The following is a 22,638-nucleotide window of genomic DNA, read 5'->3' on the forward strand; positions in this document are numbered from 1 at the left end:
TGTGTTCAGCGGCGTTCCGGGCGAGCCAGCCCGAGATGGTCACGCAGCGTCGTGCCCTTGTATTCCTTGCGGAACAGGCCCAGGTCCTGCAACTGCGGGATGACCAGGCGCACGAAGCTTTCCAGGCCGCCGGGAAGATAGGGCACCTGGATCATGAAGCCGTCGCAGGCGCGGGCCTCGTACCAGTGGCGCAGGTTCTCCGTCACTTTGTCGGCTGCGCCGACGAAATCGCGCAACGGGCCGATGCCATAGCGGTGGCCCAGTTCGCGCAGGCCGATGCCGCTGCGGCGCGTGAGCTCCGCCACTTCCTTGTAATGGCCCTGCACCCCAGGGACATCCAGTTCCGGCAGGACGGCGTCCTGTTCGAACTGGGACAGGTCTATGTCCAGGTGGTAGGAGAGCGTGGAGAGCCCGGCATCCGGGTCGGTCAGGTCCTTGAGCAGCCGTTCCTGTTCCAGGGCGATGGTTTCGGTCTCGCCGACGATGGGCACGATGCCCGGCAGGATCTTCAGCGTGTCCGGGTCGCGGCCATGGCTGCGTGCGCGTTCCTTCATTTCGGCATAGAACGCCTGGGCGGAATCCAGCGAGGAATGGGTGACGAAAATCACATCGGCCCAGCGTGCGGCGAAATCGCGGCCACGGCCGGAGGCGCCGGCCTGAATGAAGACCGGGCGGCCTTGCGGCGGGCGGCTGACATTCAGCGGGCCCTGCACCGAAAACCACTTGCCCTGGTGGTCGATAGAACGAACCTTGGCGGGGTCGGCAAACAGCGGCCCTTGCTTGTCCAGCACCAGGGCGTCGTCCGCCCAGCTGTCCCACAGCTCACAGGCCACTTCCACGAATTCTTCCGCGCGGTCATAGCGCTCGTCGCGGCTGAGCTGGTCCTGGCGGCCGAAGTTGGCTGCCTCGGCCTGCTGGAACGACGTCACGATATTCCAGGCGGAGCGGCCGGCGCTCAGGTGGTCCAGCGTGGCCAGCGAACGCGCCACGGTATATGGATCGAAATAGGAGGTCGAAATCGTGCTGGCCAGGCCTAGGTGGCGCGTGCTGCCGGCAATGAGTGCCAGCACTGTCATCGGGTCCAGCCGCAGCGCGCCCAGCGCGCCGAACTTGAGCTGGCTTTCCAGGCTGCCGCCGTGGCGCCGGGGAATTGCCAGGATATCCGCCAGGAACAGCATGTCGAAGCGGCCCTGCTCGAGCAGTTGGCCGAGCTGGGTGTAATAGCTTGCGGAGAGCAGATGGGTGTCGGCAGCAGGGTGGCGCCAGCCGCCATGAACGCCGGAAACCGGCCCGGCAAGTGCAAACGCTGCCAAATGCATGGCCGAATCGCGGGAGGTAGTCATGGGGAAAGCCTGAAAGCGTAAAAGCGGCGTGCCGGGGCCATTTCACGACCGGAAAAGACAGGTCTGGCTTGATGCGGTGAACGTTGCGCCGGCGGGCACGGATGAACTGGAACCGATCATATCAACGGCCAGCTTTTGCAATCAGACGGAGTGGAAATAAGAAAATATAGAACTGTTATGTACTGACTTTTTGTTATATGAATCAGCTGCTTGGCCTGACAGGGGCGCATGCCGGACGATCCGGCAAGAGGCAACGATGCGCGATTCGCAGGCCAGACAGGCCGTGCACAGGCCGGTGAGCTGTTGCAAGGTTGCGCGTACCCGCTGCATGGCTTCGGTCATGCGGCATGTTTCCATGCCATGGAATCAATTCCGATATCAATGATTGCCTGGCTGGCAAGATAATGATCCCAAACTGGCAATTTCCAATCTGCGTATCTGTCTTGTCGTCATTTTCTGGGAGATACATTCCTGGAAATTCCCTGCGTGGCGAGGAACGAAAATCTTCGGAAATAATTGCCGTTGAAATGGCAGCGGTATCTTTCGGGCTGTACTGATCTCAGTGAGTTGAAAAAGATAATGGGTTTCACTTGCCTGGTGAACCGGCTATTTTGTTCTGGATACGGGAATCAGTCATTGTCGGTATACCGGTGACGCGTCTGGCAGAAGGACTGACGGCAAAGCCTGTCATCTCGTCAGGCAGGGCTGAGGAAGGTGCCTTGAACTGCGTTTCGGCCGCATGGGCGCAGTGAGTTGGTGCGGTGAAGGCAGCTTGAGATTCACTGGTGAAACGGCAGCCGTGTCAGTGTCGTTTCATGAAGTTTCAGTAAGTTCCCGGATATTTTCCGGCCTTTTTGATTTGTGTCATGAATTGACGCTTGTTTATCTGGAAATCTCGGCGTTCAGGTCGTTGTGAATATTTCTGGAATACTGTTTTTATTAAAATTGCGACAGGTTGTGCGATATTTTCAATTCATGGCAATTACGCATTTCTGCTATTTGTTTTTGACTGTACATTAGGCATTGATCTGCCTGCCAGGAAAAAGGGCTGGCAGAAATTCCCACCCTTATTATCCGGAACAGTCGGAGTTAAAATGTCAGACAAAACGATCCGTGACGTGACTTTTCAACTGCTGCGAGACCTGGGCCTGACGACGATGTTCGGCAATCCCGGCTCCACCGAGGAAACCTTTCTTAAGGATTTCCCCGAAGACTTCCGCTACATCCAGACCCTGCATGAGTCTTCTGCGGTTGGCGCCGCGGACGGCTTTGCACAGGCGACGCGCCGCCCCGCGATCGTGAACGTGCATACATCGGCCGGATTGAGTAATGCGATGAGCAATATCCTGACGGCATCGCAGAACAAGACGCCGCTGATCATCACGGCCGGCAACCAGACGCGCGATATGCTGCTGATGGAGCCCTGGCTGACCAACGTGGAACCGTCGCTGCTGCCCAAGCCCTGGGTCAAGTGGAGCTACGAACCGGTGCGCGCCGAAGACGTACCGGCCGCGTTCATGCGCGCCTATGCGATGGCCATGCAGCCTCCGGCTGGCCCAGTGTTCCTGTCCATTCCGCTGGATGATTGGGACAAGCCTGCTGCCGGTCCGGCTGTCGTCCGGTCAGTCACGACCCGCATCGCGCCTGATCCCGACCGTATCGCGGAATTTGCACAGGCCCTGTCGCGTGCCAGTAATCCCGCCCTGATCTACGGTTCTGCCATTGCGCGTGGCGATGGCTGGCAACAGGCGATTGCGTTGGCGGAAAAGCTGCAGGCCCATGTGTATGCCGCACCAGCCTCTGAACGTCCGCCGTTCCCGGAAACCCATCCGCTTTATAGCGGCGGCCTGCCGTTCGCCATCGGGCCTTTGTCCAGGAAACTCAAGGGCCATGACCTAGCCATCGTCATCGGCGCGCCGGTATTCCGCTATTACCCCTATGTGGAAGGCGACTACCTGCCGGAAGGCCTGCGCCTGCTGCATATTACCGACGACCCGTCCGAATCCGGCCGCGCGCCGGTGGGCGACAGCCTGCTGGGCGATGCCGTGCTGTCCCTGGAGGCCCTGGAAAAGCTGGTCGCGGGCCGTTCCGCGCCTGCAACGCCGGTCATGCGCCAGCCGCACGGCCTGGCGCCGCATCCGGCGGCCAGCGCCGAAACTGCCGGCCAGGGGGAAACCTTGTCGGCGCTGACGCTGTTCCAGGCCCTGCGCGCCGCTACCCCTGCGGAAACCGTCCTGGTGGAGGAGTCCCCGTCCAACCTGGGTGAACTGCATACGGCCTGGCCGGTGGACCGCCCGGATTCGTTCTATACCTTTGCCAGCGGCAGCCTGGGCTGGAACCTGCCGGCCAGTGTCGGCCTGGCGCTGGCAGAGCGCGACAGCGGGCGCAACCGCCCCGTGCTGGCCATTATTGGCGACGGCTCGTTCCAGTATTCCATCCAGGGGCTATGGACGGCGGTCCAGCACGAGCTGCCCATCCTGTTCGTCGTGCCGCGTAATGGCCAGTACGGCATCCTCAAGTCGTTTGCCGAACTCGAGCAAACCCCGGGCGTGCCCGGCCTGGACTTGCCTGGCCTGGATTTCGTCGCGCTGGCCAACGGCTATGGCGCCCATGGCGTGCGGGCCACTACCACAGATGAAATCCGCGCCGTGTGCACCGAGGCATTCAGCCGCAAGGGCCCGACGGTGCTGGAAGTGCCGGTGCTGCCAACCATTCCGCCCCTGCTCTGATCCTGCTCGCAGCCTGAGGGCACAGGCCGGCAGCATAGGCTGCCGGCCGCGCCTGGCGGCACGCATCCGGCCTGCCTTCCCTGACGGGGGCAGGCCGGGCTTGCGCGTGCCTTCTTCCTCCCTCCCGAACGGAGATCCACCGTCATGTTGGAAACCATCGTCACCGCCTTGCTGCCCATCGTCGTCACCCTGATGCTGGGTTACTTCGCTGGCTGGGAACGCAGCTTTTCGCAGGACCAGGCGACCGTGCTCAACCGCATGGTCATGCTGTATGCCTTGCCCCTCATGCTGTTCGCCGGCATTCTCAGTACGCCGCTGGCTGCCATCACGCAGAATGTGCCGCTGTTCGTCTGGACAGCCGTCGGCATGGTCGGCGGCCTGGTCATCGTGTTTGCGCTATCGCTGCTTGTGTTCCGGTCCACGGCGCAGCTTGCAGCGCTGCGCGCCATCGCCATCGCCGGCCCGGCCGTGCCTTTCATCGGCACGCCGGTGCTGGGCGTGCTCTATCCCAACAACGCCGATATCGCCATCGCCACCGGCAGCCTGTTGATGAATCTGGTACAGGTACCGCTTGCACTGATCTTCCTGGTCGGCAACAAACAGGAAGCCGGCGCAGCCAAGAAAAGCGCCCTGGCCATTGCTGGCGACAGCCTGCTCAACGCCATCAGGCAACCGGTGGTCTGGGCGCCCGTGCTGGCCTTCATCCTGCTGCTGGCCGGCCTGGAACTGCCGCGTTCGCTGAAGGGCTCGTTTACTCTGCTGGGCCAGGCCACGGGCGGCGTCGCGCTGTTTGCCGTCGGTATCGTGCTGTTCTCGCAGAAGGTCAGCCTTTCCTTGCCGGTCATCATCAACGTCATCGGCAAGAACCTGATCCTGCCCGGCATCATCCTGGCCATCATGCTGGCGGTAGGCGTGCCGCCAGTCGAACGCGGCCTGGTCGCCGTCACGCTGGCCATTCCCACCGCCTCCATCGCCGTGATCTTCGCCGTGGAATACAAGTGCGGCACCCAGGAAATGGCCTCGACGCTGTTCTGGAGCACCATCCTGTCAATTCTGACGATGGGGCTTTTCATCTGGCTGACGGCCTGACACACAAGGGCCTGCCGCTGAAGGAGGCAGGAGGCTTTCGTCAGAAAATAACCCGCGTCAGCTTTCTGATGCGGGTTATTTTTGCGTGAATCTTTTGGGGCGAAAGGAATGAAACAGTGGTTTGAAAGCTACGTAATTTCTATGTTTGGTGGTTTTAATTTTAAAAAGTACCGTCACAGGTAGGTGGCTGGGGATTCTGCTGGGTGTCAGGACATCAGTTTTTCTCAGCATGTGATGCCGGCGACGTAATGCCCGGATCCGACGGGTTTACGCTAGGCGTCGCTAGCACGGTGCTGGCTGCGAGCGTTGCCTTGTCGCGCAATACTCGGGCTTTACCGATTCGAGTATGGATCACTTGCGAACGAGGCATAGGTGGCGTGCCGCCTGCCAGTGCCGTAGTCTGGTTGGTAAAGTCTTCGTCAATCGCGATCCAGGACTCGCAGATCCGCATTTCGTCGTCGTGCTGTTTGGCCAGCTTGTAGGTCGGTACACCGTCGACATTGGCCTGCAGGCCCGCCTGCATGCGTAGCTTGCCTAGGGTAATGGTATCTTGCGGCTGGGTTGATGGTTTTTCATCGGATACCATCAAAAATGCCAGTGGCAATGATGGTATGGCAAGACTCTGTTGGAGACAAAAAAACCCGCAGAGCCAGCGCTGGTGCGGGTTTGTATGCTGCTGTGGACTGCTGGGAATGCTGATATGGTGCGGCGAAAGGAATGAAATAGTGCCTTGTGAGTGGCTTTATCGCTATATTTTGTTGTTTCGTTAGGAAAATATACCGTCAAAAATACCGTCAGATGTTTTGCGCTGGGGATTTTGTAGGGTCGCTGGACATCAACTTTTCTCAGTAGGTGAGGATGGCGGTGTAACGGCCGCCGCTTGGGCATTTACGCTGGTCGCCGTTGCTACGCTGCCAGCGGATTGTCGAGCCTTGTCGCGCAATGATCTGGCTTTGCCGATTCGAGCATGGATCGCTTGCGAACGAGGCATGGACGGCGTTCCGCCTGCCAGTGCCGCAGTCTGGTTGGCAAAGTCTTCGTCAATGGCGATCCAGGATTCGCAGATCCGCACTTCGTCGTCATGCTGTTTGGCTTTGCGATAAAGGATGGCGGCGCGTTCGAAGTAAAACGGAGCAGCGCATTGCCGCTCGCCCAGAGGCTGGGCCCAATAGGTGTTTGCTTCGGCCTCAGCGCAGGCTGCCATGACTTCAAGGCTGTCTTTCTGGCTGGCCAGCTTGTAGGTCGGTACACCGTCTACATTGGCCTGCAGGCCCGCTTGCATGCGTAGTTCGCCTAGGGTGACGGGCGTTGTTGTGGCGCGCGCGGTCGGTGTGCTTTGACCTGGATGGACCAGGGCACCAACTGCGTCTGCTCGCTCTTGCCAGGAGCTGCTGGGAGTTTCCTGCGACGTAGATCGGGGGGCTTGGGTTCCTATCGGGCCGAGGATGACGGGCGGCGGGGGAGGGCGCTTTGCTCTCTGGCTCCATAAGATGATGACGCATCCGATGAAAACAAGGACTGCGATAAATCTAGCGGCCCCGGACGCGGCAAACACCACTACTCCTGAGATCAGCATGCCGAGGACTACGGAGACAATGACGTCGTCTTTGGTGGGCGGCGTTTTGGGGCGTGCCGGTGCTGCTTTATAAAGCTTGGACGCTGATAGGCCGGTACCGGGAATGCCGGCGGTCACGCGAGTGCCGCGCTTGCTGAAGTTCACCGTCGCGCCACGTCGGCCTACCGATGTACTCACGCCCGATTTGCTGAAGTTCACCCGGATACCGGGTGCGATTTTGACGCTCTTGCGAAAACGGAATCCCACGGCAGCCTCCATGTTGTCGGCGCATTTTAGTCAGGGAACATTAGGAAATGTTGCATAACTGTGTGCGGCGTGTCGTGGGAGGCAGAATTTTGCAGCCCGCGTGAGGCCGTGTTGCCTGTCCTTAGCAGTGCTAGGTGCTGCTCCTGGTGTGCGCCTGGCTGCTACGGGCATGCTCCGGGCAGGGTGCTGAACGTTACCGCGCCGTTACCGTAACCATACCGTGATCTTGCAGTGGCCCTTGGCGATACAGCACACCGTATCCACAAATTTGCGGAGACGCCACTTCGAGGGACTCGGCTGTGTGGCCCATCGGGATTTCAAATCTACATGGGTTGCCGCTTCAGCAATCAGCACACGCCCAGGTGCTACCCGGCACCATGCCAGCACAGTGTTGATACGGTGCCGCTTCACCGTTGCTTCCCGGTCGTGTCACGCATGCGTCACGGTGTTGTCACGGGTGACGCTCTGGGGCTAAGCAGGGATTCTTGCTTTGGCCTCCGGGACTTTCACGCCTTAGTCAGATTTGAAATCTGACTAAGGCGCCAGGAGAGCCGCGCCATTTAGGCAACCGGTGCATAACTGCGCTCGTTGAAATCAGGCTGGCAGTTTTCCGCCGATCTTCTGGTTTCTTGGTGGAGCGCCTGCACCGCAGGGAAGGGGCGCGATTTGAAATAGCACCCTCGGGCAGTGTTGGGCTGTCAGATTGGGGCCAGGGTCCTGAGCCATAACCAAGCACGTCATGGATTCCTGCCTGCAGGCAGACGCTTGCCCTTCCGCGTTTCAAACGCCAAAGCTCCGAAGCATTCAAGCGACGCCGCGTGTCTGCGGTTCAGCTTGACTGTGTTGCACAGAAAAGATAGACGTCCACTCCCCATCCTGTCAAAATTCAGCCATGGACACGGACATCATCACTATCGCTCTAAGGGACGGGTCTCGCGGCTATGAAATTAGCCCCGAGCGGGTTCCGTTGTCTGTTCTTGCTGATTTTTCAAAGGATGTGCGCGATTTTATCAGGGGCGCGGGCGATGACATTGATATTGCCAATGTTGATGTTGGCATCATAAAAGGATCATTGGCCATCAGCGCTGTGGGTATAAATTCCCCCTCTTTGGTGTCCGATTTACGTATGCTGGCCTCTTCGGAGGACATTTCCAAGATCACCAGCAAGAAACGCCGTGAAGTGATTCGAAAATGGCAATCGCATGCATACAAATTCGATAATGTTTTCGTCCGTATTGCGTCACCGTGGTCTAAAAATGTGATTTTGATTTCAAAAACGACCGCCTTTAGGGAGATTGATCAATCAAGGCTTGTTACGGTTGAGAGATACATCAGGGGAGAAATTCAGGATCTGGGTGGCGCCAGAGAGTCAAATGCCCATGTTCGTCTACCTGATGGGAAAACCCTCACCGTGAGAACTGACCGAGAGTTAATTAAGCGCGAATCGGAAAATCTTGTTTACAAAGAAGTCCACCTTAGAATCCGCGCAAAAATGAACTTAGACACGGGGAAACTGAGCGATCCGGAATTGATCGAATTTGTGGATTACAAGCCAAAGTTCGACGAAGAAAAATTTCAAGAGGCCGTCCGAAAGGGGCGCGAGGCTTGGCGAGATATTGGTGATCCCGCTGCGTGGGTACGTTTATCAAGAGGGGATGACTAAGTGCAATCCGTAATGCTTGATAGTAGCTTTTTGATATGCCTAAGCAATGATGAACGCCCCGAGCACCAAACCGCAAAAAAATACTACGCTGAATTTATTCAGCGTGGAATACCAATGTATTTGTCTACCATTGTAATTTGTGAATACGAAGTCAGGCAAAGAATAACGGATTTTGGGCTAGAAAATTTTCTGGTGCAACCCTTTAATATTGATGAGGCGATTCAGGGTGCCAGGGTCTTTGACCATCTTTTCTCTGCCAGGGGTCAAGGCGATGAGCGAGTATCGGTAAAAGACGACGCAAAAATTCTGTCTCAGTGCATCCTTGGCGGGATCAGCCATTTCATTACATCAGATACCAAATGTGCAAACAGGGTAACTAGATTAAGGAGCGCTGCCACCGTATCTGGATTGCCCATGCCAATTGACGTGCAGCAACCATACTGCTCCGCTTGGTTTAATCCGGAAAATCAGGCAGCAATGGACTTTGAATAAGGCTCCTAAACCGCCCATTTATGAACTGCTCCTCCCAGAAGTTGAACGGTTCTAGATTAAGAGGTCAAGGCCAGGGGCTAGCAGCATGGAAGGTGTGTTTTTTTCGACGGTCTCGCAGGCGCGATGCTGTTGCGCGTAGGCCATCGAAATTTCAAATGCGGATGGGTTGCTGATTTGGAAATGGTTGCTCTTCCTGCAACCGACGCCATCAGCACTCGTCCTGTAGCTCGCGCCAGATAGTCGCGTACTCGGCAATCCACGCATCAGCCACGTCTCCGAACCTTTCGCGCAGTTCCGCCCTGGCTGCGTCCGCTTGGTTGCCGCTGGGCACCCTCATGCAGCGATCCCCGTATTCCTCGCGGTTGTCGAATGCCACCACGGCATCCATCAGCGTAAACACGCTACGGTCGCGCTCCCATTCAGCCAGCCATTGCGGGCTCTTCTCTCCGGCGCCCTGCGGGGGGGCGCACAGCCTCCAGCGCCCGGATGCGTCGATCAATGGCTTTGCTCATGGCTTGCCTCTTGCGGGTACAGGAGGGCAAACTGAATTGCCCCTGTTGATTGCGGGTTGTCCTGGTCGCGGTAGAAGGCGTCAAGGGGGCGGCGTTCGGTGTCAGATACGGGTGGTCTGGCGGCTTCCAGGGCGGATAAGCGGCGCTCAATGGCCTTCATGGTTGCGTCTCCACAGAAGTATGGCTCCATCGCTCCCAGGGGCTGATAGCCAGATTTCGGACGGCAGGGCATGGTTTGCCGGGCTTGGTGCCGCCGCCGCTTCCAGGTGGTCAATGCGGCGTTTTATGGTTGTGGCCATTATGGTGTTCCTTGTTTGTTGGTTTAAGCGGAGGGGTATCAATTCCCTCCGCATTGTGCTCAGGGCTTTGGTCAATACCCCCGACGCCGCCACCCTAGGTTTGCCTCTCCGTATTGCGCGTATCGACCGTTTTGGGAGGCATCCTTGATCATCACATTCAGGACAAAATCTTCATCTGCCACCTGGTTGAGTGATGCGCTAGTTCCAGGCGGGGCATTTTGGATTACGACAGAAATATTGACCGGCTTGCCGCCCTCTCCTGACGCGTCCTTGTTGCTTACTACCTCGCCGCGACTATTTGGCAGCAGATATTGCCTGCCGCTGGCGGTATTCAGAATCTCAGGTGCGCCGTTTTCGTTGATGCGATAGCCATTTCCTGGCGACACTGGACCGCCGTACTGACGGCCACCTGATGAGCGTATGGAGCTAACTCTCGCCATGCCCCCTGCGACCGCCGCAGCAGCAGCGGCAGTAGCCAAAGCAGGGCCGACGACAGGGATGCCAACCAAGGATGTGTAGGCGCCTTGAGCTGCCTGATATGTCTGAATGATTGTCTGGGCAATGGCCGCTGCCTTATATGCTGCGCTTTGCTCACCGAGCGCAGCCCGCAGTCCATCAGTCATTGTCCCGAGGCCCGACTCAAGACTGCGAATCTGAGCGTTTTGTTTCGCTTTTTCAATCTGGGCCTTCCGTGCTGCGTTTTCTTCTGCCAGCTTATTTTCCAGTTCGCCATAATCAACCTGTAGCCCGTACTTCTTCTCCAGGTGCTCCTGCAGCCGGGCCAGCTCATCTTCGTACTGCGTCTGCTCCAGAGCGATATCCGCTTCCAGTTTCTGCGCGTCGCTTTCGGTCTTAGCCTGCTCCTTTTCAAGCGCCATGGCCGACATTCTTTCCAGGTGGGCTGCCTGCAATTCTTCGATCATGGTGTCGTAGGCTTGCCGTTGCTGGATTTCCAGCGCCTTCGCTTCTTGAAGCCTCTTTAATTGCTCTTCGTACCGGGCCTGCTCTGCTTTGGCTTCGGCGTCGTACCGTTCGGTCTGGTCGTCGAATGCGCCCCCAGACAGTGGCTGCACATCACCGAACACGTATTGCTCGACCTCTTGCGCGGTGCTTCCGACCTTTTTGCGGGCTTCCTCTGCCTGTTGGACCTTGTACAGCGCCGCTGCCATGGCTTCGATCTGTGCTACTTGCTCGGGTGTGGCAACACTGTTCAGGCTGGCTGCCGCCTGGGCCTTGGCCAGGGCTTCGCCGCTCAGCGCTGCAAATTGCAGCGATTGCGCCATCCGGTCAATCGTCTGGATGTTCGACTCTTGGGCGCGTTTCAGTTCTTCGGCGGCCTGCTTGGCTTTGCGCTGGGCCTCTGTTTCTGTCTTGGCGGCCTTTTTGGTCGCCGCTTCTTGCTTCTGGCGGATCTGGGCCAGGCGCTCGATTTCGTCCAGTTCCTTCGCGTTCAGCTCCGCAAACTGGCCTTTCTGGTGCAGGCGTGCCTGCTCCACGTCGTATAGGAGGCTGGCTGCAGTGCCTGCCTTCTCGTGCAAGGCGATCTGCTTTTCCAGGGCGTCGATTTGCTTCTGGGCCTCGACCCCGATGGCTTGCGCAGCGGCGCCTGCATTTGCCAGCGCGCCGGCGGCGTTGTTGGCGGCATCCGCCACGCGTCGCAGTGTGGCTTCAAACGCGGCCACCAGCCCCGTTGCGTCAGCCGCTTCAGTCTTGGCAATGTCCAGCTTGGAAGCCAGGTCTACCAGGTGCACAATCTGTTCGCGTGAGACGCCGGCCTGATACAGCTTTTGCAGGACCGGTGAAAGATCCTCGCCAGCGTTGCGCGCGTTCAGCAGCTCAACGCGCCAATCGCTCCACTGCTTACGGCTCCAGTCAGTGGAAAACTCATTGATGTTGCGCACAGCGCTGTACAGCCGCTTCCAGGCTGCCTCTGCCTCTTTGGCGGTACGCGCCTGCTCGGACAGCGCATCATTCATCTTCTTGTCTTGCTGGATTTTGCTCAGTTTCTCGAATTTCTCAATGGCTTGATCCAGCGGGACGTCGAAGGCCTCCATAGACTTGCGCGCATCGTCCGCGTTCGTTTTGAATACCAGCCAGCCAGCAGCAACCGTAGCCACCACGCCAATCAGGCCGGCGGGCCCGCCCAGCGCAGCAAGCAGGCCGGCGCCAGCGCGAGTAACGCGATTCTTTGCTGATTCCAATGCAGCCATGGCGGCGGCTTGCCTGGTAGTTGCGGCGGTGGTTCGATCCATCGCCGTAGCCTCAGCAGTGTTAGCTGTGGCATTAGATGTTGCAGCGACCGATGCTGCGGCCGTTGCTTTTGCTGCGATGGCTGCAGCCTGGGCTTTCTTTAGGGCCTCTGCGGCAGCCCTGCCATTGACCAAGGCCATCTGAATAGACTTGGTGATGTAGGCCGCCATGGCGCCCGCGCCAGCTGCAGTCAGTGTTTTGACGATCACGTCGATGTTCTCGCCCAGCTTGATGATAGCGGCTGACAGCATGCCCGTGGCGCCCGATGCATTATTGGCCTCGCCCAGGAATACGCTCAGGTTGTTGGTGAAGGAACGGAAGGCATCGCGGAGATTGGTCGCCATAGAGGCGGCCGCGTCGCGGTTCTTCTCCAGCGACGTCACCAGGCCATCACTCAGCATGCGGGCGGTCAGTTCGCCGGCAGTGCCCATGCGGCGAATTTCTTCTGCCGTCTTGCCGCTCGATGCGGCGATGTCATTCACCACGCTGGGCACGGCCGCCATGATGGTTTCCCATCCATCAGCCTCGACCTTGCCCTTGTTCAGCGACTTGGTAAACGCGCTGATGGCGCTGTCGGCCCGCTGCGCACTCGTGGCATTGGTCACGAACAGGTAGGACAGGGAATCCACTGCATCCATCGCGGTTTCCGTGGAGTACCCCATCGCGCGCAGTGAGTCAGCGGTGCGGATATATACCTCCGACGATTCCGCCAGGCTTCGGTAGGTGTTGTTGGCGTTGGCCAGCAGCCGCTGCTGCACCATGTCGTACTCTTCAGCGCTGGCTGTCGCCATCCGCACGCGCTCCGACATTTCGCCGTAGCTTTCGGACAGGTCAATCAGTGTCCGCACGCCCTGAATGGTTAGCAGGCCACCCAGCACCTTACCAAGACTGCCGAGCGATGACGATGCTCCGTTGGCTTCTGCGCCCAACCCCTTAACGGCAGCAGCCGTCTTGGTTAGGGTGAAGGTCGCGTCGTTTGCCGCCTTGTCGGTTCGGTCGAACGTCTTTTGCAGACGTCCCATGCTGTCGTCGGCAGGTTTAATGCTATCAAGCAGCTTCTGTGTATGCGCCTCGACGGTGTACCAAATGGTGCCCACATTGCCGTCTGTCATGTCTGTGTTCCTCTAGGTTATGTGTTGCCTGCACCAGCAGACTCTTCCAACCGTGTGATGCGTTCTTCCAGTTCTGTGGCCTCTATGATCTTCGTCACGTCAGCAATGGCAGCTAGAAGCTCCCTGGCGGCGTCTGTGGAGAGTTTCCCTGCTCCGGTGGCCTGCATGACGGCGCGTGCCATATCGGCGGCTGTGGCGCTGTCTGGCAGCTTCAGGCTGACGATCTCGCCCTGAGGCTTGAGCTTTGGCATGAGCCGATCGGCAATCATCGTGAGGGCCTGTGCGTCGCCAGTCTTAGCCAACTCCACGACCGCCCGCCAGAAGCCAGCCTCACCATCGGGATACCCGTCCTGCAGTGCCTTGCGCAGGATCGTGCGCTTGTTGAGGCTCCCCGCTGGGCGGCCGCCACGGCTGCGCGGGGCACCGCTTTTGAGTTTCTCGACTGGTAATTTATTGGTTGGCATAGGGTAGGGAGCTGACAGGCGCCACCCTGTATTGAGTGGTCGCCGTGAGTGTGGTTATTCCTTCGGGAGATTGCTAATGTCTGCCGAGAGGGTGTTTGTGACCGCTTGGTGTGCATGCGGGTATGTTGCAGAGTTGGCCGCGACGTCAGCTGACTGCTTGCCGGATTGCTTCAAGGTCGCCAGTGCGGGGCCGGCGAGTGCATCAAGTACCTCATCTGCGAACTGGCCTTGCAGCGAGCGACGAATCTTGGCGTCTGCCACGCTTGCTGCGTCAAGCAGTGCCTGCTGAACGGCTTGCTTGATTCGGCTGCTGACGCCATCGGCAATCTCCTTGGCGTCCTGGTTGACGGTGGGCTTGTAGGGGTGGGCGGTGCTCGTGGAGACGTTCAAATGTGCGGTGCTCATAGGGGTGATTCCTATCAAAGGGTTGTGGCTTGTGTCTGGGCGATTGCTTGGGTGCTTGCAATAAACCGGGAGCGATCGCGTTCATGGTTGCGAGCCTGGAGGTGTTGCATCAACGGCCAGCGAGTCGATGTGGGAATTTTCTCTAGGTCAAGGGAGCAATCAGCCATCAGGCCAATAAGCTCTTCCGCCAAGTCTTTTGAGATGATTGGCGCATCGCCACTCGCTTCGCCGTGTGGATTGACGCGACCCTGTCCCGTTAAGAATCGTGCCTTGCGCAGCGCGGCTTCTTGGCGGTCAATGATGATCTCGATAGCACCGTAAATTTCGAGGCGCGTCTGATCGAGTGCAATCAGTTCGTCGATGCGCTCTTGCAATGCCTTTTGGTCAGGCTTCCCTTCACGCACCAAACCTTCGATTTCTGTGCGTACCTCGGTGCGTACTACGTCGGGCAGCATGGCCTGGAGTGCTTGGTTTTCAACACGCAGGCGGCGTGCGGCGCGTTCGGCATCCAGTTGCTGGTTCTCCAGAGCATCGACGTCGCCGCCGCTCTGCATCAGTGCCAGCAGCTCGGCGTCGAAGTCGCGTGCTTCGTGGGCGGCCTGTTCGGCCTTGATTTCTGCCAGCCGCGTGCGAATCTGGTCAGAGGTCATTTTCTTCATGGTGGTTCTCCTTGGGCTGGCCCAATGGGTGAATCTGTAGGGTGTGGGTATGGAAAAAGTTGCGTTGTCGCGATGAGCTACCGGTGGGCCGCGTGTACTTTTCCCCCTATAGATGCACTTCAATCTGGGCCATACAGATGGCTTATCTAGATACTGTACGAAGGCCGTATATGGGAGATGGCTTGGATTGGTGCACATAGATACGGCTGTCGTACTTATGGGGTGGCTCCATGTACGGCCACCGTATCTATGTGATGGCCCTATGTACGGCTGTCGTACACATGAAATTGTTTTCACTCGGGGTGCCAGCGTGTGTAATCGCCGCGTGGCAAAGACTGCGGCCCTACGTCCATTTCCTCGTCGTGATCCAACGGCCACCAGCAGCATGCGTACCAGCTCGAAAGGTTTGGCATTCGCCCCTGTCTGGTGCGGAAGATCAGGCTGCGGTCGATCAGTGCAACCAGAGCCTTGTTGAGGGTGTCCGGTGATTTCCACCCCCTGGACTCGTGCATGTACTTCCAGCCTGCCAGTAGCCGACCGTTGTTCATTCCGGCGTACTGCGCGGCGATGTCCCACAGCAACTTGACCTCGTGCGCGCTGAGGGTCTTGTATGCGACTGAGTCGAGCACCGACAGCGGCACCTGGATGAAGCGGCCAGGGTCGCGCCGCTCCTTCTTGAATTTGCTGCGGGTGGCCACTCATCGGTCCCCGCCATCCACGTGTGCCAGCCATACGCGGGCGTCATTCGGATGCATCAGCCCTTGCTGAAAGCTGTCGCGGGCGCGCTCTTCGATGGTCTGTCGTGCCTCGGGCGTGAAGCGGTCCCAGAGCTTGAAGACGTCCTCAAAGGCGATGTGCGCGCCGTCTGTCGTGAGGATCATTTCCTGTGCTTCGGCTTGGCCCAGCGAGTCGGCCTGCCAGGATCGTGCAGCGACTTGGTAGCCCGCGGGCAGGGCCGCAAATCCGCTGTTGCAGAAGAGCGTCCATGCTGCGGCGTCATCGGGATGTAGAAGCCCGTTGGCCGCGTGTGCGGCGGCCTTGGCGAGCAGCGTTGTCTGAGCGGCAATATCGAATCGGTCAGGCACTTTAAGCGCCTCAGTGAAGGCGATACGGGCATTGCTGGCGATCAAGATGAAGGCAGGTTGCCCTGGATCTCCAAAGGTGTCGCCATGCCAGATCCAGGGCGCGCCTGCAATGCCAGAGGCCGGCTGGATGATGTGGATTGGAGTGGTGGCGCTCATCAAGCAGCCTCCTTGAAAAGAATTTGGCTTTGGGTAAGCGCGTCGTTCATTGCCGCCACCAGGACGGGCCATACTGCACGCAGACGGTCGGGTGTGATGATCCGTGGATCAATGACTACAGAGACCTGGCCGCCGTTGCGGTCGATCTCGTAGCCAGTGCCGTCGGGTGCTGCTTGGTATTGGTGGACCTGCAGGCACTCGTGTGCAGCTTCCAGGGCTGCAGTGACGCAATACAGCAGGCGCTGCGAACCGTTGGCGGGCTGATTAGCCTTGTGTGATGGGGATTGCAGTGTTACTTGATACGGCCAGCGACGATTGTCCAGAAAGACGCGCATAGGCCTGGTGGTGGTCAGCGCATTCATGGTGATGGCGTTGCTCATGCCGTTTCCTCCGCCAACCAATTACGCTCGGACTCCATCGTTGTCTGCCAGCAGTAGGACTCTCGAATCCCAAGATCGGCCAGGATCATTGCGTCCGCGATCGTATTCTGCAGGACGGCCTGTATCCTGCTTTGTTGCTTGAGTCCGTCATGAATGTTCTGAAAGAGAATCGCGCTTTGGCGGAACATATCCTTGGCCAGCTTCATTTGATCCAAGGCGGAGAGCAACCGGGATTGCGTATGCTTCAGACGCTTTTCCAGCGCCTCATAGTCAGCAAGGGGGACGGTAGGCTTTGCCTTGCGCTTGGCAACATGCTCACGCACGGCTGCGTTGATTTTTTGCTGCGAAACGCCGTCAATCAGCGCCGGCGGCATGCCAATCTGGGGAGAAGACTGTGAAGTGGAGGTGGCGATATTCATTGCACACCTCCGGCAATCAGTCGGGCCAAGCCTTCGGAAAACCCCTCGTTGAACAAGTAGCTTGCTGCAGCCGCTTCGGCTTCGTCCTGAATGTCGCGCACCAGCGCGGCACGAGCCGCATCGCGGTACTCAGCAGCGGATTTCATGGTCTGGGTGTACCAGGTGTGGGCAGCGATCCGACCCGCCTGGAAATCGGCGTCAGGAGCTGCTACGTCGGTGGTATGATTTGTGTGCATTTCGGTTTCCCTTGCGCTCAATGGGGGTTACTGATCCAACGCCTCGCTGGCTGCTACCAGCGGGGCGTTTTCTTTTGCCGGTTCGCATGAGCGAGCCTGCGTTACCAATTGATCCAGTAGCCAGGTCATGGACCTGTCCTCTTTTTTCGCCTGGGCACTGAGCCATTGGTGATTGGCTGGTGTAAGGCGAGTCATAAACGTGATGCGCTTCATCGGTCCTCCTGTATCGCGCTGTGCGTACAAAGCACGGTGCTATAGTAGCACGGTGCTTTATTGTGTCAAGCACTGTGATGCCTTACATTGCGCTCATGGCACGCACAGATCCCCAAGTAAATTTCCGTATGCCGGCAGATCTGCGAGATCGGCTGGCGGAGGCGGCAAAACAGAGCAATCGCACTCTTACTGCAGAGTTGGTTGCTCGTCTTGAGGCAAGCTTCGCTGCTCCCGATGGCAACAGTCAGGAGAGTTTGCGTGTGGTTCTGGAGCAGCTTCAGCGGCAGCAGGCTACGCTGGAGGACGTGAGTGCGCAGATCAGCGTACTCACCCGCGCAAAGGGACTCAGCGGTAAGTGATATGGTTTGTCCTCGCATCGCTTACCTCTTCAATGTGTAGAGGGCGATGCCGTCATGCGGAAAGCCTTCGTCATCCCAAATGCTCACGCGCTCAGTGCTGATATTGAAGCCCAGGCGGCGCAGTTCACTGATGCGTGTAGGGCATTGATAGCACCCTAGTTTGCGCAGCTCATAGGACGTATGCGGGCGTAACAGCAGGGCCTTGATGATTCGCTGGCGCTGCGACTCGCTGGCGGAGGATTTCTGATTACGCATGGCGGCCGCCCTCCAGCAAGGTCGTTCCCAGGCGCTGCAGCGCGTCCTTGGCTCTGATGTAGGCTTCCTTGTGATTGGCGGCGCCACGCATCGCAGAGCCGGCCAGGAACTGCGCAGCAACCATCAGGGAGCGGCGGGGCAGATCCAGGGCGCCACGTTGGCCGGCCTCGATGCCGATGGCCTGATTCACCAGCTTGTTCACGTTCATGTGCACAAAGCGGGCATTCGGCGTCTGGCCAGCCAAGGCGCTGATTTCATTGTGGAGCGCGTGGTACGTGGGTAGGTACTCGGTGCGCGTCAGGTCTTGCGCCTGGCGGGCTTCTCGGAAGGCCTTCACCAGCCGAACTTTGAGTGCTCGCACCTTTGCGGTGTTGCGGCTATAGGTCAGCAGCAGGTAGCACTGGTCTTCGTTCAGGAGCGCGTATTTTTCAGGTTGGCCGCGGCCCGCGATTTCTCCGGTTTGAAACCGGAGTATTCCGAACTGGCGGAAATCATCAGAGTAATTGGCCAGCAGCTCACGGACGTTCTGATGTTTGTTGCCCAGGTGCTGGGCAAGCGCGCGGCTGTCAATGCGCGGTTCGTCCTTGACGGACTGCAGGATCAGCGCGGTATCATGCGGGCTGGTCGTCGGGGTCGCGCTCTGCCAGGAGTCGCGGCCCTTTTTCTCGGTCGTCGTCATGCCTCAGCCCTCCAGCTTGGGAGCGTTGGCAGCCTGCCAGCCTTGCGGGTCAGCCATCCAGGCGCGAATTTCCGACAAGCGCCAGCGGGTGCAGCGTTCGGTAATGCGTATGGGGGCGGGTAGCCGGCCGTCTTGGGCCAGCTTCCAGGGCCAGGAGCGTGATGCTCCAAGCAGGTGGGCGACTTCTTTATCAGTGATAAGCCGTTCGCCTACTTGATTGCTGTAGGCGTGTTGCACCGCTTCGATAGTTTGCTCAGTCGTGACTAAGCGCGGCTTTACTGGTGTTGATTGGTGTCGCATGTTGCATACCACGAAAGTTTATCGTGATACGCATACTATGCACCGATAACATTAATTACTACCCGCAACCGCAAGACTCACGCTTTGCGCAGGGCTTCCGCTTTGCGCAGGGCGGAAACAATCTCAGCAATTTTTTTGTGCGATAAAGGGGCGACGTTGTCTTTAATGATTTGGTCAGCCGCCTTTTGTGCTGATAGTGCCGGGTCTATGTTCTTTCGCCAGTACTGTTCTATATCGGCGCGCATCCCATAATTTTCTTCGTGGCGTTTATGCGCCATGCGTGAGGCTGCATCTGTATTCGCCCCTTCCCCCTTTGGCGATGAGATAAATATCCCTGCCCAGTGTTGAGCTGATGCGGCATAACTCCATGCTAGGGCGCTACCTTTTTCCACTCGTTGCGCTTTTATTGCTTGCATCACAAAAGTACAAATAAAACTAAGCACGAAAATCATTGAATTATTAATTGTTTTTTCGTCCTTTGCTTGCACTAGCGCAGTAAATTCGTCCACATCCTTATCCCCGTCTAAGTCATCATCATCAAACCTAGGCAGAAAGAATGACTCCATAAAATAATCGTAAGGATCTATCTCCATTTCTTTAAGACGTGGGCCAAGCTGATCAATAAATCCTTCTAGAGCAATCATTAGGGCGTCCTCCGCCTCTGTTATGGGTGTTCTTTTTCCTCGCGGTGGTCGGAGGGACGCCTCCAATTTGCTGGAGTCTATTTGCATGTTCGCATCGTCCAATACGTCGCCCATTGAATAGGTGCCGGCATCAGGCCGGTGGACGTTCCGGCTTTTCGGGGATCAGTCTAGATGCTGGCGTAAACCGTTGTATATCGCTATCTATTGTACTGGACGGATAAACAGTCTTGTGGTTGGTGCTGCCTGGCCCAGTAATGCAGGTACATCATTTCAGGTTTTGTCAGGTCTACATTACGCCTTGCGATGCAGTTGCACCACATTGCCGCCCGCGCGTAGCGCATCCAGATAGTCAGCCCATACCTGCATCATGGCGCGTCGTTCCTTGATGAATTTCGTCCGGTTGTAGGCCGCACCCAGGGCATCCGGCACCTTGTGTGCAAGTTGATGCTCGATCACTTCGGGTTTCTGTCCCAGCTCTTCATGCAAGATGGTGCGCGCCATCGCTCGAAAACCATGTCCGGTGATCTCGGTGCGCGTGTCGTAGCCCATCCTTCGCAGGGCGGCATTGATGGCCGCGCCGCTCATGGGCCGGGTAGGCGTCCGGCCACCAGGGAACAGGTAGCGTCCGTTGCCGGTCAGCGTGTGCAGGTCGCGCAGCACGGCCACGGCCTGGCGCGGCAGCGGGACAAGGTGGTCTGTGTCGGTCTTGGTGACTCGGTAGCGCCATTCCGCACGGTCTAGGTCAATGTCTGCCCATTCAGCCGCGCGTAGCTCGCCAGGACGCACGAATAGCATAGGGGCCAGTCGCAGGGCGCAGAGAACCGGAAAGGTGCCAGAGAAGCCCTCAAAGGCCCGCAGCATCTCGCCTACCTTGGCCGGGTCAGTGATGGATGCGAAGTGCTGCTGCTTGGCTTGCGGGATTGCACCCACCAGGTCGCGGGCAGGGTCGCTCTTGCAGTAGCCCTCTTTGATGCCAAACCGAAAGACGCGGCTGATTTCGCTGCGCGTCTTGTGGGCAGAGAATCGCACACCTCGGGCATCCATGCGTTTTAGGACGGCCAGGATTTCCGGCGCGTCGATCTCGGTAATAGGGCGCTTGCCCAGCCAGGAGAAAACATCGTTTTGCATCCGCGCCAGGGTGTGGTCGTGGGTGCTGGGCGAGACTTGCGATTGCCGCTCAGCGATCCAGGCTAGGGCGACGGCCTCAAAAGAGTTACTAGCGGCTAACAGGGAGGCGCGCTTGTCCGCTTTCTTTTGCTCGCTGGGGTCTATCCCACTGGCCAGTAGTTTGCGCGCGTCCTGGCATCGTTCGCGGGCGTCTGCCAGCCCGACTGTTGGATAGACACCTATCGCCAGCGTCTTGCGCTTGCCGCCGTAGCGGTAGTCCATACGCCAATACTTGCCGGTCTGGTTGACCAGCAAGTAGAGGCCGTCACCGTCCGTTAGCTTGCGGGCTTTGTCGGTAGGCTTAGCTTGGCGGCAGGCGGTATCTGTCAGCGGCATGACGGTATTTTTCCCTGATTGGCTGGCGGTATCCGCCACATACCGCCAAAGATACCGTCATGTGACGGTAGCTGGCAAGGCACTGCTGTAGACACTAGGAGGCAATAAAAAACCCGCAGAGTCAGGGCTGGTGCGGGTTTGTATGCTGCTATGGACTGCTGGGAATACTTATTTGGTGCCGGCGAAAGGAATCGAACCCTCGACCTTCTCATTACAAGTGAGCTGCTCTACCAACTGAGCTACGCCGGCACGGTGCGGGCGCCATTGTAGCAGCCCGGCATGGAAATGCAGCCGGGCTGGGGCCTTCTTATTTGACGACTGACAGGTGGGAACGGCGCTTGCCGCCAGCGGGCGAGGGTTCGTCCGCCGGCTTTTCTGCGGCCGGGGCGGCATCGGCTGGGGCCTTGCTGCCTTCGGCCGCGGCGTCGCCGCGGCCGGTTTCGTATTCCTGTACTTCGAAGCCCATGCCGGCACCGGTTTCACGCGCGTAGATGGCGGTGACTACCGCCACCGGCACCCAGATGTCTTCCGTGACGCCATTGAAGCGCGCCTGGAAGGAAATCCAATCATTGTCGATGCGCAGGTTATGGGTGGCCAGCGTGCCGACGTTGAGGGTGATCTGGCCGTCGCGGATGTAGGCACGCGGGACTTGCGTGTTTTCATCGACCTGGACGACGATATGCGGCGTATAGCCGTTATCCGTGCACCACTCGTGCAGAGCGCGCAACAGATAGGGCTTGGTGGAGGTTTCCTGCATGGCTGTCGTCATTAGCGGCGCATGACCTTTTCGGAGGGGGTCAGCGCTTCGATGTAGGCCGGCCGGGAGAAAATGCGTTCAGCATACTTCTGGATCGGAGCGGCGGTCTTGGGCAGTTCGATGCCGTAGTGGTCCAGGCGCCAGAGCAGCGGTGCGATGGCGACGTCGAGCATGGAGAATTCCTCGCCCAGCATGAACTTGTTCTTCACCAGGACCGGCGCCAGCTGGGCCAGGCGGTCGCGGATGTCGTTGCGGGCGCGCTCCTGGCGTGCGGCATCGAAGCGCCCGGTGCGGTCTTCCAGCACGGAGACGCAGCTGAACAGTTCCTTCTCGAAGTTGTAGAGGAACAGGCGGGTGCGGGCGCGCATCAGCGGGTCCGCGGGCATCAGTTGCGGGTGGGGGAAGCGTTCGTCGATGTACTCGTTGATGATGTTCGATTCGTACAGCACGAGGTCGCGCTCGACCAGGATGGGCACCTGGCCGTAAGGGTTCATGACAGCGATGTCCTCAGGCTTGTTGAAGAGGTCAATGTCCTTGATTTCGAAGTCCATGCCCTTTTCGAACAGCACGAAGCGGCAACGTTGCGAGAACGGGCAAGTGGTCCCGGAATAGAGCACCATCATAACGGAGAGTCCATCCTTATACTTTTGAACTGCGGAAACAGGCATGCGCTTGGTCTGTGCTGACTCAGGCGCGCATAGGCTGCAGTTTGCATCCCGGAGATATGGCTGAACAAGCCAGGCGGCAAAAAAAATGTGATTTTGCCAGACACACTCTTCGGGACGATTCTACAGACGCTATCATAGCGCCTGT

General features: G+C 58.3%; 28 protein-coding genes, 1 tRNA gene and 1 pseudogene. 5 read left to right on the forward strand and 25 right to left on the reverse strand.

The genetic code is table 11. From position 1 onward, the window contains the following. Nucleotides 1–5: 5 nt before the first annotated feature. Together EV679_RS01600 and EV679_RS01605 are read right to left on the reverse strand one after the other, a co-directional pair. On the reverse strand, nt 6–1,343 hold the full coding sequence (locus EV679_RS01600; RefSeq protein WP_240733268.1) for an LLM class flavin-dependent oxidoreductase: 1,338 nt from the start codon (nt 1,341–1,343) through the stop codon (nt 6–8). Between the two features lie 141 nt (nt 1,344–1,484). Then, nucleotides 1,485–1,685, reverse strand: coding sequence for a hypothetical protein (locus tag EV679_RS01605; RefSeq protein WP_130486376.1), 201 nt, complete (start codon nt 1,683–1,685; stop codon nt 1,485–1,487). A 752-nt stretch (nt 1,686–2,437) separates the two neighbouring features. Here EV679_RS01605 and mdlC point away from each other — a divergent pair. Then, complete coding sequence (gene mdlC / locus EV679_RS01610) at nt 2,438–4,072, forward strand: benzoylformate decarboxylase (RefSeq protein WP_130486377.1); 1,635 nt, start codon at nt 2,438–2,440, stop codon at nt 4,070–4,072. Nucleotides 4,073–4,216: 144 nt separating this feature from the next. Further along, the gene (locus EV679_RS01615) at nt 4,217–5,161 is read left to right on the forward strand and encodes an AEC family transporter (RefSeq protein ID WP_127775419.1); all 945 of its coding nucleotides are present in this window, start codon (nt 4,217–4,219) and stop codon (nt 5,159–5,161) included. Nucleotides 5,162–5,375: 214 nt separating this feature from the next. Here EV679_RS01615 and EV679_RS01620 read toward each other — a convergent pair whose 3' ends face one another. The 3 genes and pseudogenes from EV679_RS01620 to EV679_RS17785 all read right to left on the reverse strand — a co-directional run. After that, nucleotides 5,376–5,747, reverse strand: coding sequence for a hypothetical protein (locus tag EV679_RS01620; protein WP_068373200.1), 372 nt, complete (start codon nt 5,745–5,747; stop codon nt 5,376–5,378). Between the two features lie 249 nt (nt 5,748–5,996). Further along, complete coding sequence (locus tag EV679_RS17780) at nt 5,997–6,443, reverse strand: hypothetical protein (protein ID WP_242611439.1); 447 nt, start codon at nt 6,441–6,443, stop codon at nt 5,997–5,999. 390 nt (nt 6,444–6,833) lie between these two features. Further along, nucleotides 6,834–6,995 (reverse strand): annotated as a pseudogene (locus tag EV679_RS17785) (DUF4236 domain-containing protein); the annotation flags it as partial. A gap of 880 nt (nt 6,996–7,875) precedes the next feature. On the opposite strand from EV679_RS17785, the gene EV679_RS01630 reads away from it, so the two are divergent. Together EV679_RS01630 and EV679_RS01635 are read left to right on the forward strand one after the other, a co-directional pair. After that, nucleotides 7,876–8,646, forward strand: coding sequence for a hypothetical protein (locus EV679_RS01630; RefSeq protein ID WP_130486379.1), 771 nt, complete (start codon nt 7,876–7,878; stop codon nt 8,644–8,646). Between the two features lie 12 nt (nt 8,647–8,658). Continuing rightward, nucleotides 8,659–9,138, forward strand: a complete 480-nt coding sequence (locus tag EV679_RS01635; RefSeq protein ID WP_130486380.1) for a type II toxin-antitoxin system VapC family toxin — start codon at nt 8,659–8,661, stop codon at nt 9,136–9,138. A gap of 208 nt (nt 9,139–9,346) precedes the next feature. Here EV679_RS01635 and EV679_RS01640 read toward each other — a convergent pair whose 3' ends face one another. The 12 genes from EV679_RS01640 to EV679_RS01685 form a co-directional block, all read right to left on the reverse strand. Further along, nucleotides 9,347–9,637, reverse strand: coding sequence for a hypothetical protein (locus EV679_RS01640; protein ID WP_130486381.1), 291 nt, complete (start codon nt 9,635–9,637; stop codon nt 9,347–9,349). Continuing rightward, a complete protein-coding gene (locus tag EV679_RS17555; protein ID WP_165389929.1) occupies nt 9,634–9,810 on the reverse strand; it encodes a hypothetical protein in 177 nt (58 codons plus the stop codon). Before EV679_RS17555 ends, EV679_RS01640 begins: the two co-directional genes overlap by 4 nt. Before the next feature lie 210 nt (nt 9,811–10,020). After that, nucleotides 10,021–13,311, reverse strand: coding sequence for a tape measure protein (locus tag EV679_RS01645; RefSeq protein ID WP_130486382.1), 3,291 nt, complete (start codon nt 13,309–13,311; stop codon nt 10,021–10,023). A 17-nt stretch (nt 13,312–13,328) separates the two neighbouring features. Next, nucleotides 13,329–13,775, reverse strand: a complete 447-nt coding sequence (locus EV679_RS01650; protein WP_130486383.1) for a hypothetical protein — start codon at nt 13,773–13,775, stop codon at nt 13,329–13,331. Between the two features lie 54 nt (nt 13,776–13,829). Beyond that, entirely contained in the window at nt 13,830–14,180 is a 351-nt protein-coding gene (locus tag EV679_RS01655) for a hypothetical protein (protein WP_130486384.1), read from the reverse strand. A 14-nt stretch (nt 14,181–14,194) separates the two neighbouring features. Further along, nucleotides 14,195–14,839 (reverse strand): hypothetical protein, encoded by a 645-nt coding sequence (locus EV679_RS17560; protein ID WP_165389914.1) that lies wholly within the window; start codon nt 14,837–14,839, stop codon nt 14,195–14,197. A 293-nt stretch (nt 14,840–15,132) separates the two neighbouring features. Beyond that, nucleotides 15,133–15,537 (reverse strand): hypothetical protein, encoded by a 405-nt coding sequence (locus EV679_RS01660; RefSeq protein ID WP_207224883.1) that lies wholly within the window; start codon nt 15,535–15,537, stop codon nt 15,133–15,135. Then, the gene (locus tag EV679_RS01665) at nt 15,538–16,080 is read right to left on the reverse strand and encodes a hypothetical protein (protein ID WP_130486385.1); all 543 of its coding nucleotides are present in this window, start codon (nt 16,078–16,080) and stop codon (nt 15,538–15,540) included. Continuing rightward, entirely contained in the window at nt 16,080–16,460 is a 381-nt protein-coding gene (locus EV679_RS01670; RefSeq protein WP_130486386.1) for a hypothetical protein, read from the reverse strand. The genes EV679_RS01665 and EV679_RS01670 overlap by 1 nt, the downstream gene beginning before the upstream one ends. After that, nucleotides 16,457–16,879: a hypothetical protein gene (locus EV679_RS01675; protein WP_130486387.1), complete on the reverse strand. Its 423-nt coding sequence runs from the start codon at nt 16,877–16,879 to the stop codon at nt 16,457–16,459. The genes EV679_RS01670 and EV679_RS01675 overlap by 4 nt, the downstream gene beginning before the upstream one ends. Continuing rightward, complete coding sequence (locus tag EV679_RS01680) at nt 16,876–17,115, reverse strand: hypothetical protein (RefSeq protein ID WP_130486388.1); 240 nt, start codon at nt 17,113–17,115, stop codon at nt 16,876–16,878. The genes EV679_RS01675 and EV679_RS01680 overlap by 4 nt, the downstream gene beginning before the upstream one ends. Before the next feature lie 27 nt (nt 17,116–17,142). After that, entirely contained in the window at nt 17,143–17,328 is a 186-nt protein-coding gene (locus EV679_RS01685) for a hypothetical protein (RefSeq protein ID WP_130486389.1), read from the reverse strand. A 95-nt stretch (nt 17,329–17,423) separates the two neighbouring features. Here EV679_RS01685 and EV679_RS01690 point away from each other — a divergent pair, with 95 nt between their 5' ends. Then, nucleotides 17,424–17,687, forward strand: a complete 264-nt coding sequence (locus tag EV679_RS01690) for an Arc family DNA-binding protein (protein WP_130486390.1) — start codon at nt 17,424–17,426, stop codon at nt 17,685–17,687. A gap of 21 nt (nt 17,688–17,708) precedes the next feature. Here EV679_RS01690 and EV679_RS01695 read toward each other — a convergent pair whose 3' ends face one another. The 8 genes from EV679_RS01695 to EV679_RS01730 all read right to left on the reverse strand — a co-directional run bounded on the left by EV679_RS01695 (nt 17,709) and on the right by EV679_RS01730 (nt 22,448). Beyond that, nucleotides 17,709–17,942, reverse strand: a complete 234-nt coding sequence (locus EV679_RS01695; RefSeq protein WP_130486391.1) for a helix-turn-helix domain-containing protein — start codon at nt 17,940–17,942, stop codon at nt 17,709–17,711. Continuing rightward, nucleotides 17,935–18,621, reverse strand: a complete 687-nt coding sequence (locus EV679_RS01700) for a Rha family transcriptional regulator (RefSeq protein ID WP_130486392.1) — start codon at nt 18,619–18,621, stop codon at nt 17,935–17,937. Before EV679_RS01700 ends, EV679_RS01695 begins: the two co-directional genes overlap by 8 nt. Nucleotides 18,622–18,624: 3 nt before the next feature. Then, a complete protein-coding gene (locus EV679_RS01705) occupies nt 18,625–18,921 on the reverse strand; it encodes a helix-turn-helix transcriptional regulator (protein ID WP_130486393.1) in 297 nt (98 codons plus the stop codon). Nucleotides 18,922–18,998: 77 nt separating this feature from the next. Next, nucleotides 18,999–19,565, reverse strand: coding sequence for a hypothetical protein (locus tag EV679_RS01710; protein ID WP_130486394.1), 567 nt, complete (start codon nt 19,563–19,565; stop codon nt 18,999–19,001). A 291-nt stretch (nt 19,566–19,856) separates the two neighbouring features. Further along, nucleotides 19,857–21,068, reverse strand: coding sequence for a tyrosine-type recombinase/integrase (locus EV679_RS01715; protein ID WP_130486395.1), 1,212 nt, complete (start codon nt 21,066–21,068; stop codon nt 19,857–19,859). 173 nt (nt 21,069–21,241) lie between these two features. Next, nucleotides 21,242–21,317, reverse strand: a tRNA-Thr gene (locus EV679_RS01720). A 58-nt stretch (nt 21,318–21,375) separates the two neighbouring features. Further along, a complete protein-coding gene (locus EV679_RS01725) occupies nt 21,376–21,825 on the reverse strand; it encodes a ClpXP protease specificity-enhancing factor (protein WP_127775716.1) in 450 nt (149 codons plus the stop codon). Nucleotides 21,826–21,836: 11 nt separating this feature from the next. Next, the gene (locus EV679_RS01730) at nt 21,837–22,448 is read right to left on the reverse strand and encodes a glutathione S-transferase N-terminal domain-containing protein (protein ID WP_068373197.1); all 612 of its coding nucleotides are present in this window, start codon (nt 22,446–22,448) and stop codon (nt 21,837–21,839) included. Nucleotides 22,449–22,638 lie beyond the last annotated feature (190 nt).

This window comes from Kerstersia gyiorum, from assembly GCF_004216755.1.
Taxonomy (GTDB): domain Bacteria; phylum Pseudomonadota; class Gammaproteobacteria; order Burkholderiales; family Burkholderiaceae_B; genus Kerstersia; species Kerstersia gyiorum.

Excerpts from the sequence above, each read along its gene's own strand:
- EV679_RS01675 (WP_130486387.1), bottom strand. The coding sequence starts at position 16,879 with ATGAATATCGCCACCTCCACTTCACAGTCTTCTCCCCAGATTGGCATG.
- EV679_RS01670 (WP_130486386.1), bottom strand. The coding sequence starts at position 16,460 with ATGAGCAACGCCATCACCATGAATGCGCTGACCACCACCAGGCCTATG.
- EV679_RS01695 (WP_130486391.1), bottom strand. The coding sequence starts at position 17,942 with ATGCGTAATCAGAAATCCTCCGCCAGCGAGTCGCAGCGCCAGCGAATC.
- EV679_RS01725 (WP_127775716.1), bottom strand. The coding sequence starts at position 21,825 with ATGCAGGAAACCTCCACCAAGCCCTATCTGTTGCGCGCTCTGCACGAG.
- EV679_RS01650 (WP_130486383.1), bottom strand. The coding sequence starts at position 13,775 with ATGCCAACCAATAAATTACCAGTCGAGAAACTCAAAAGCGGTGCCCCG.
- EV679_RS01615 (WP_127775419.1), top strand. The coding sequence starts at position 4,217 with ATGTTGGAAACCATCGTCACCGCCTTGCTGCCCATCGTCGTCACCCTG.
- EV679_RS01655 (WP_130486384.1), bottom strand. The coding sequence starts at position 14,180 with ATGAGCACCGCACATTTGAACGTCTCCACGAGCACCGCCCACCCCTAC.
- EV679_RS17555 (WP_165389929.1), bottom strand. The coding sequence starts at position 9,810 with ATGAAGGCCATTGAGCGCCGCTTATCCGCCCTGGAAGCCGCCAGACCA.
- EV679_RS01730 (WP_068373197.1), bottom strand. The coding sequence starts at position 22,448 with ATGATGGTGCTCTATTCCGGGACCACTTGCCCGTTCTCGCAACGTTGC.
- mdlC (WP_130486377.1), top strand. The coding sequence starts at position 2,438 with ATGTCAGACAAAACGATCCGTGACGTGACTTTTCAACTGCTGCGAGAC.
- EV679_RS01710 (WP_130486394.1), bottom strand. The coding sequence starts at position 19,565 with ATGATTGCTCTAGAAGGATTTATTGATCAGCTTGGCCCACGTCTTAAA.
- EV679_RS01665 (WP_130486385.1), bottom strand. The coding sequence starts at position 16,080 with ATGAGCGCCACCACTCCAATCCACATCATCCAGCCGGCCTCTGGCATT.
- EV679_RS17780 (WP_242611439.1), bottom strand. The coding sequence starts at position 6,443 with ATGCAAGCGGGCCTGCAGGCCAATGTAGACGGTGTACCGACCTACAAG.
- EV679_RS01705 (WP_130486393.1), bottom strand. The coding sequence starts at position 18,921 with ATGCGACACCAATCAACACCAGTAAAGCCGCGCTTAGTCACGACTGAG.
- EV679_RS01700 (WP_130486392.1), bottom strand. The coding sequence starts at position 18,621 with ATGACGACGACCGAGAAAAAGGGCCGCGACTCCTGGCAGAGCGCGACC.
- EV679_RS01685 (WP_130486389.1), bottom strand. The coding sequence starts at position 17,328 with ATGAAGCGCATCACGTTTATGACTCGCCTTACACCAGCCAATCACCAA.
- EV679_RS01715 (WP_130486395.1), bottom strand. The coding sequence starts at position 21,068 with ATGCCGCTGACAGATACCGCCTGCCGCCAAGCTAAGCCTACCGACAAA.
- EV679_RS01690 (WP_130486390.1), top strand. The coding sequence starts at position 17,424 with ATGGCACGCACAGATCCCCAAGTAAATTTCCGTATGCCGGCAGATCTG.
- EV679_RS01605 (WP_130486376.1), bottom strand. The coding sequence starts at position 1,685 with ATGACCGAAGCCATGCAGCGGGTACGCGCAACCTTGCAACAGCTCACC.
- EV679_RS01630 (WP_130486379.1), top strand. The coding sequence starts at position 7,876 with ATGGACACGGACATCATCACTATCGCTCTAAGGGACGGGTCTCGCGGC.
- EV679_RS01645 (WP_130486382.1), bottom strand. The coding sequence starts at position 13,311 with ATGACAGACGGCAATGTGGGCACCATTTGGTACACCGTCGAGGCGCAT.
- EV679_RS01620 (WP_068373200.1), bottom strand. The coding sequence starts at position 5,747 with ATGGTATCCGATGAAAAACCATCAACCCAGCCGCAAGATACCATTACC.
- EV679_RS01600 (WP_240733268.1), bottom strand. The coding sequence starts at position 1,343 with ATGACTACCTCCCGCGATTCGGCCATGCATTTGGCAGCGTTTGCACTT.
- EV679_RS17560 (WP_165389914.1), bottom strand. The coding sequence starts at position 14,839 with ATGAAGAAAATGACCTCTGACCAGATTCGCACGCGGCTGGCAGAAATC.
- EV679_RS01680 (WP_130486388.1), bottom strand. The coding sequence starts at position 17,115 with ATGCACACAAATCATACCACCGACGTAGCAGCTCCTGACGCCGATTTC.
- EV679_RS01635 (WP_130486380.1), top strand. The coding sequence starts at position 8,659 with ATGCTTGATAGTAGCTTTTTGATATGCCTAAGCAATGATGAACGCCCC.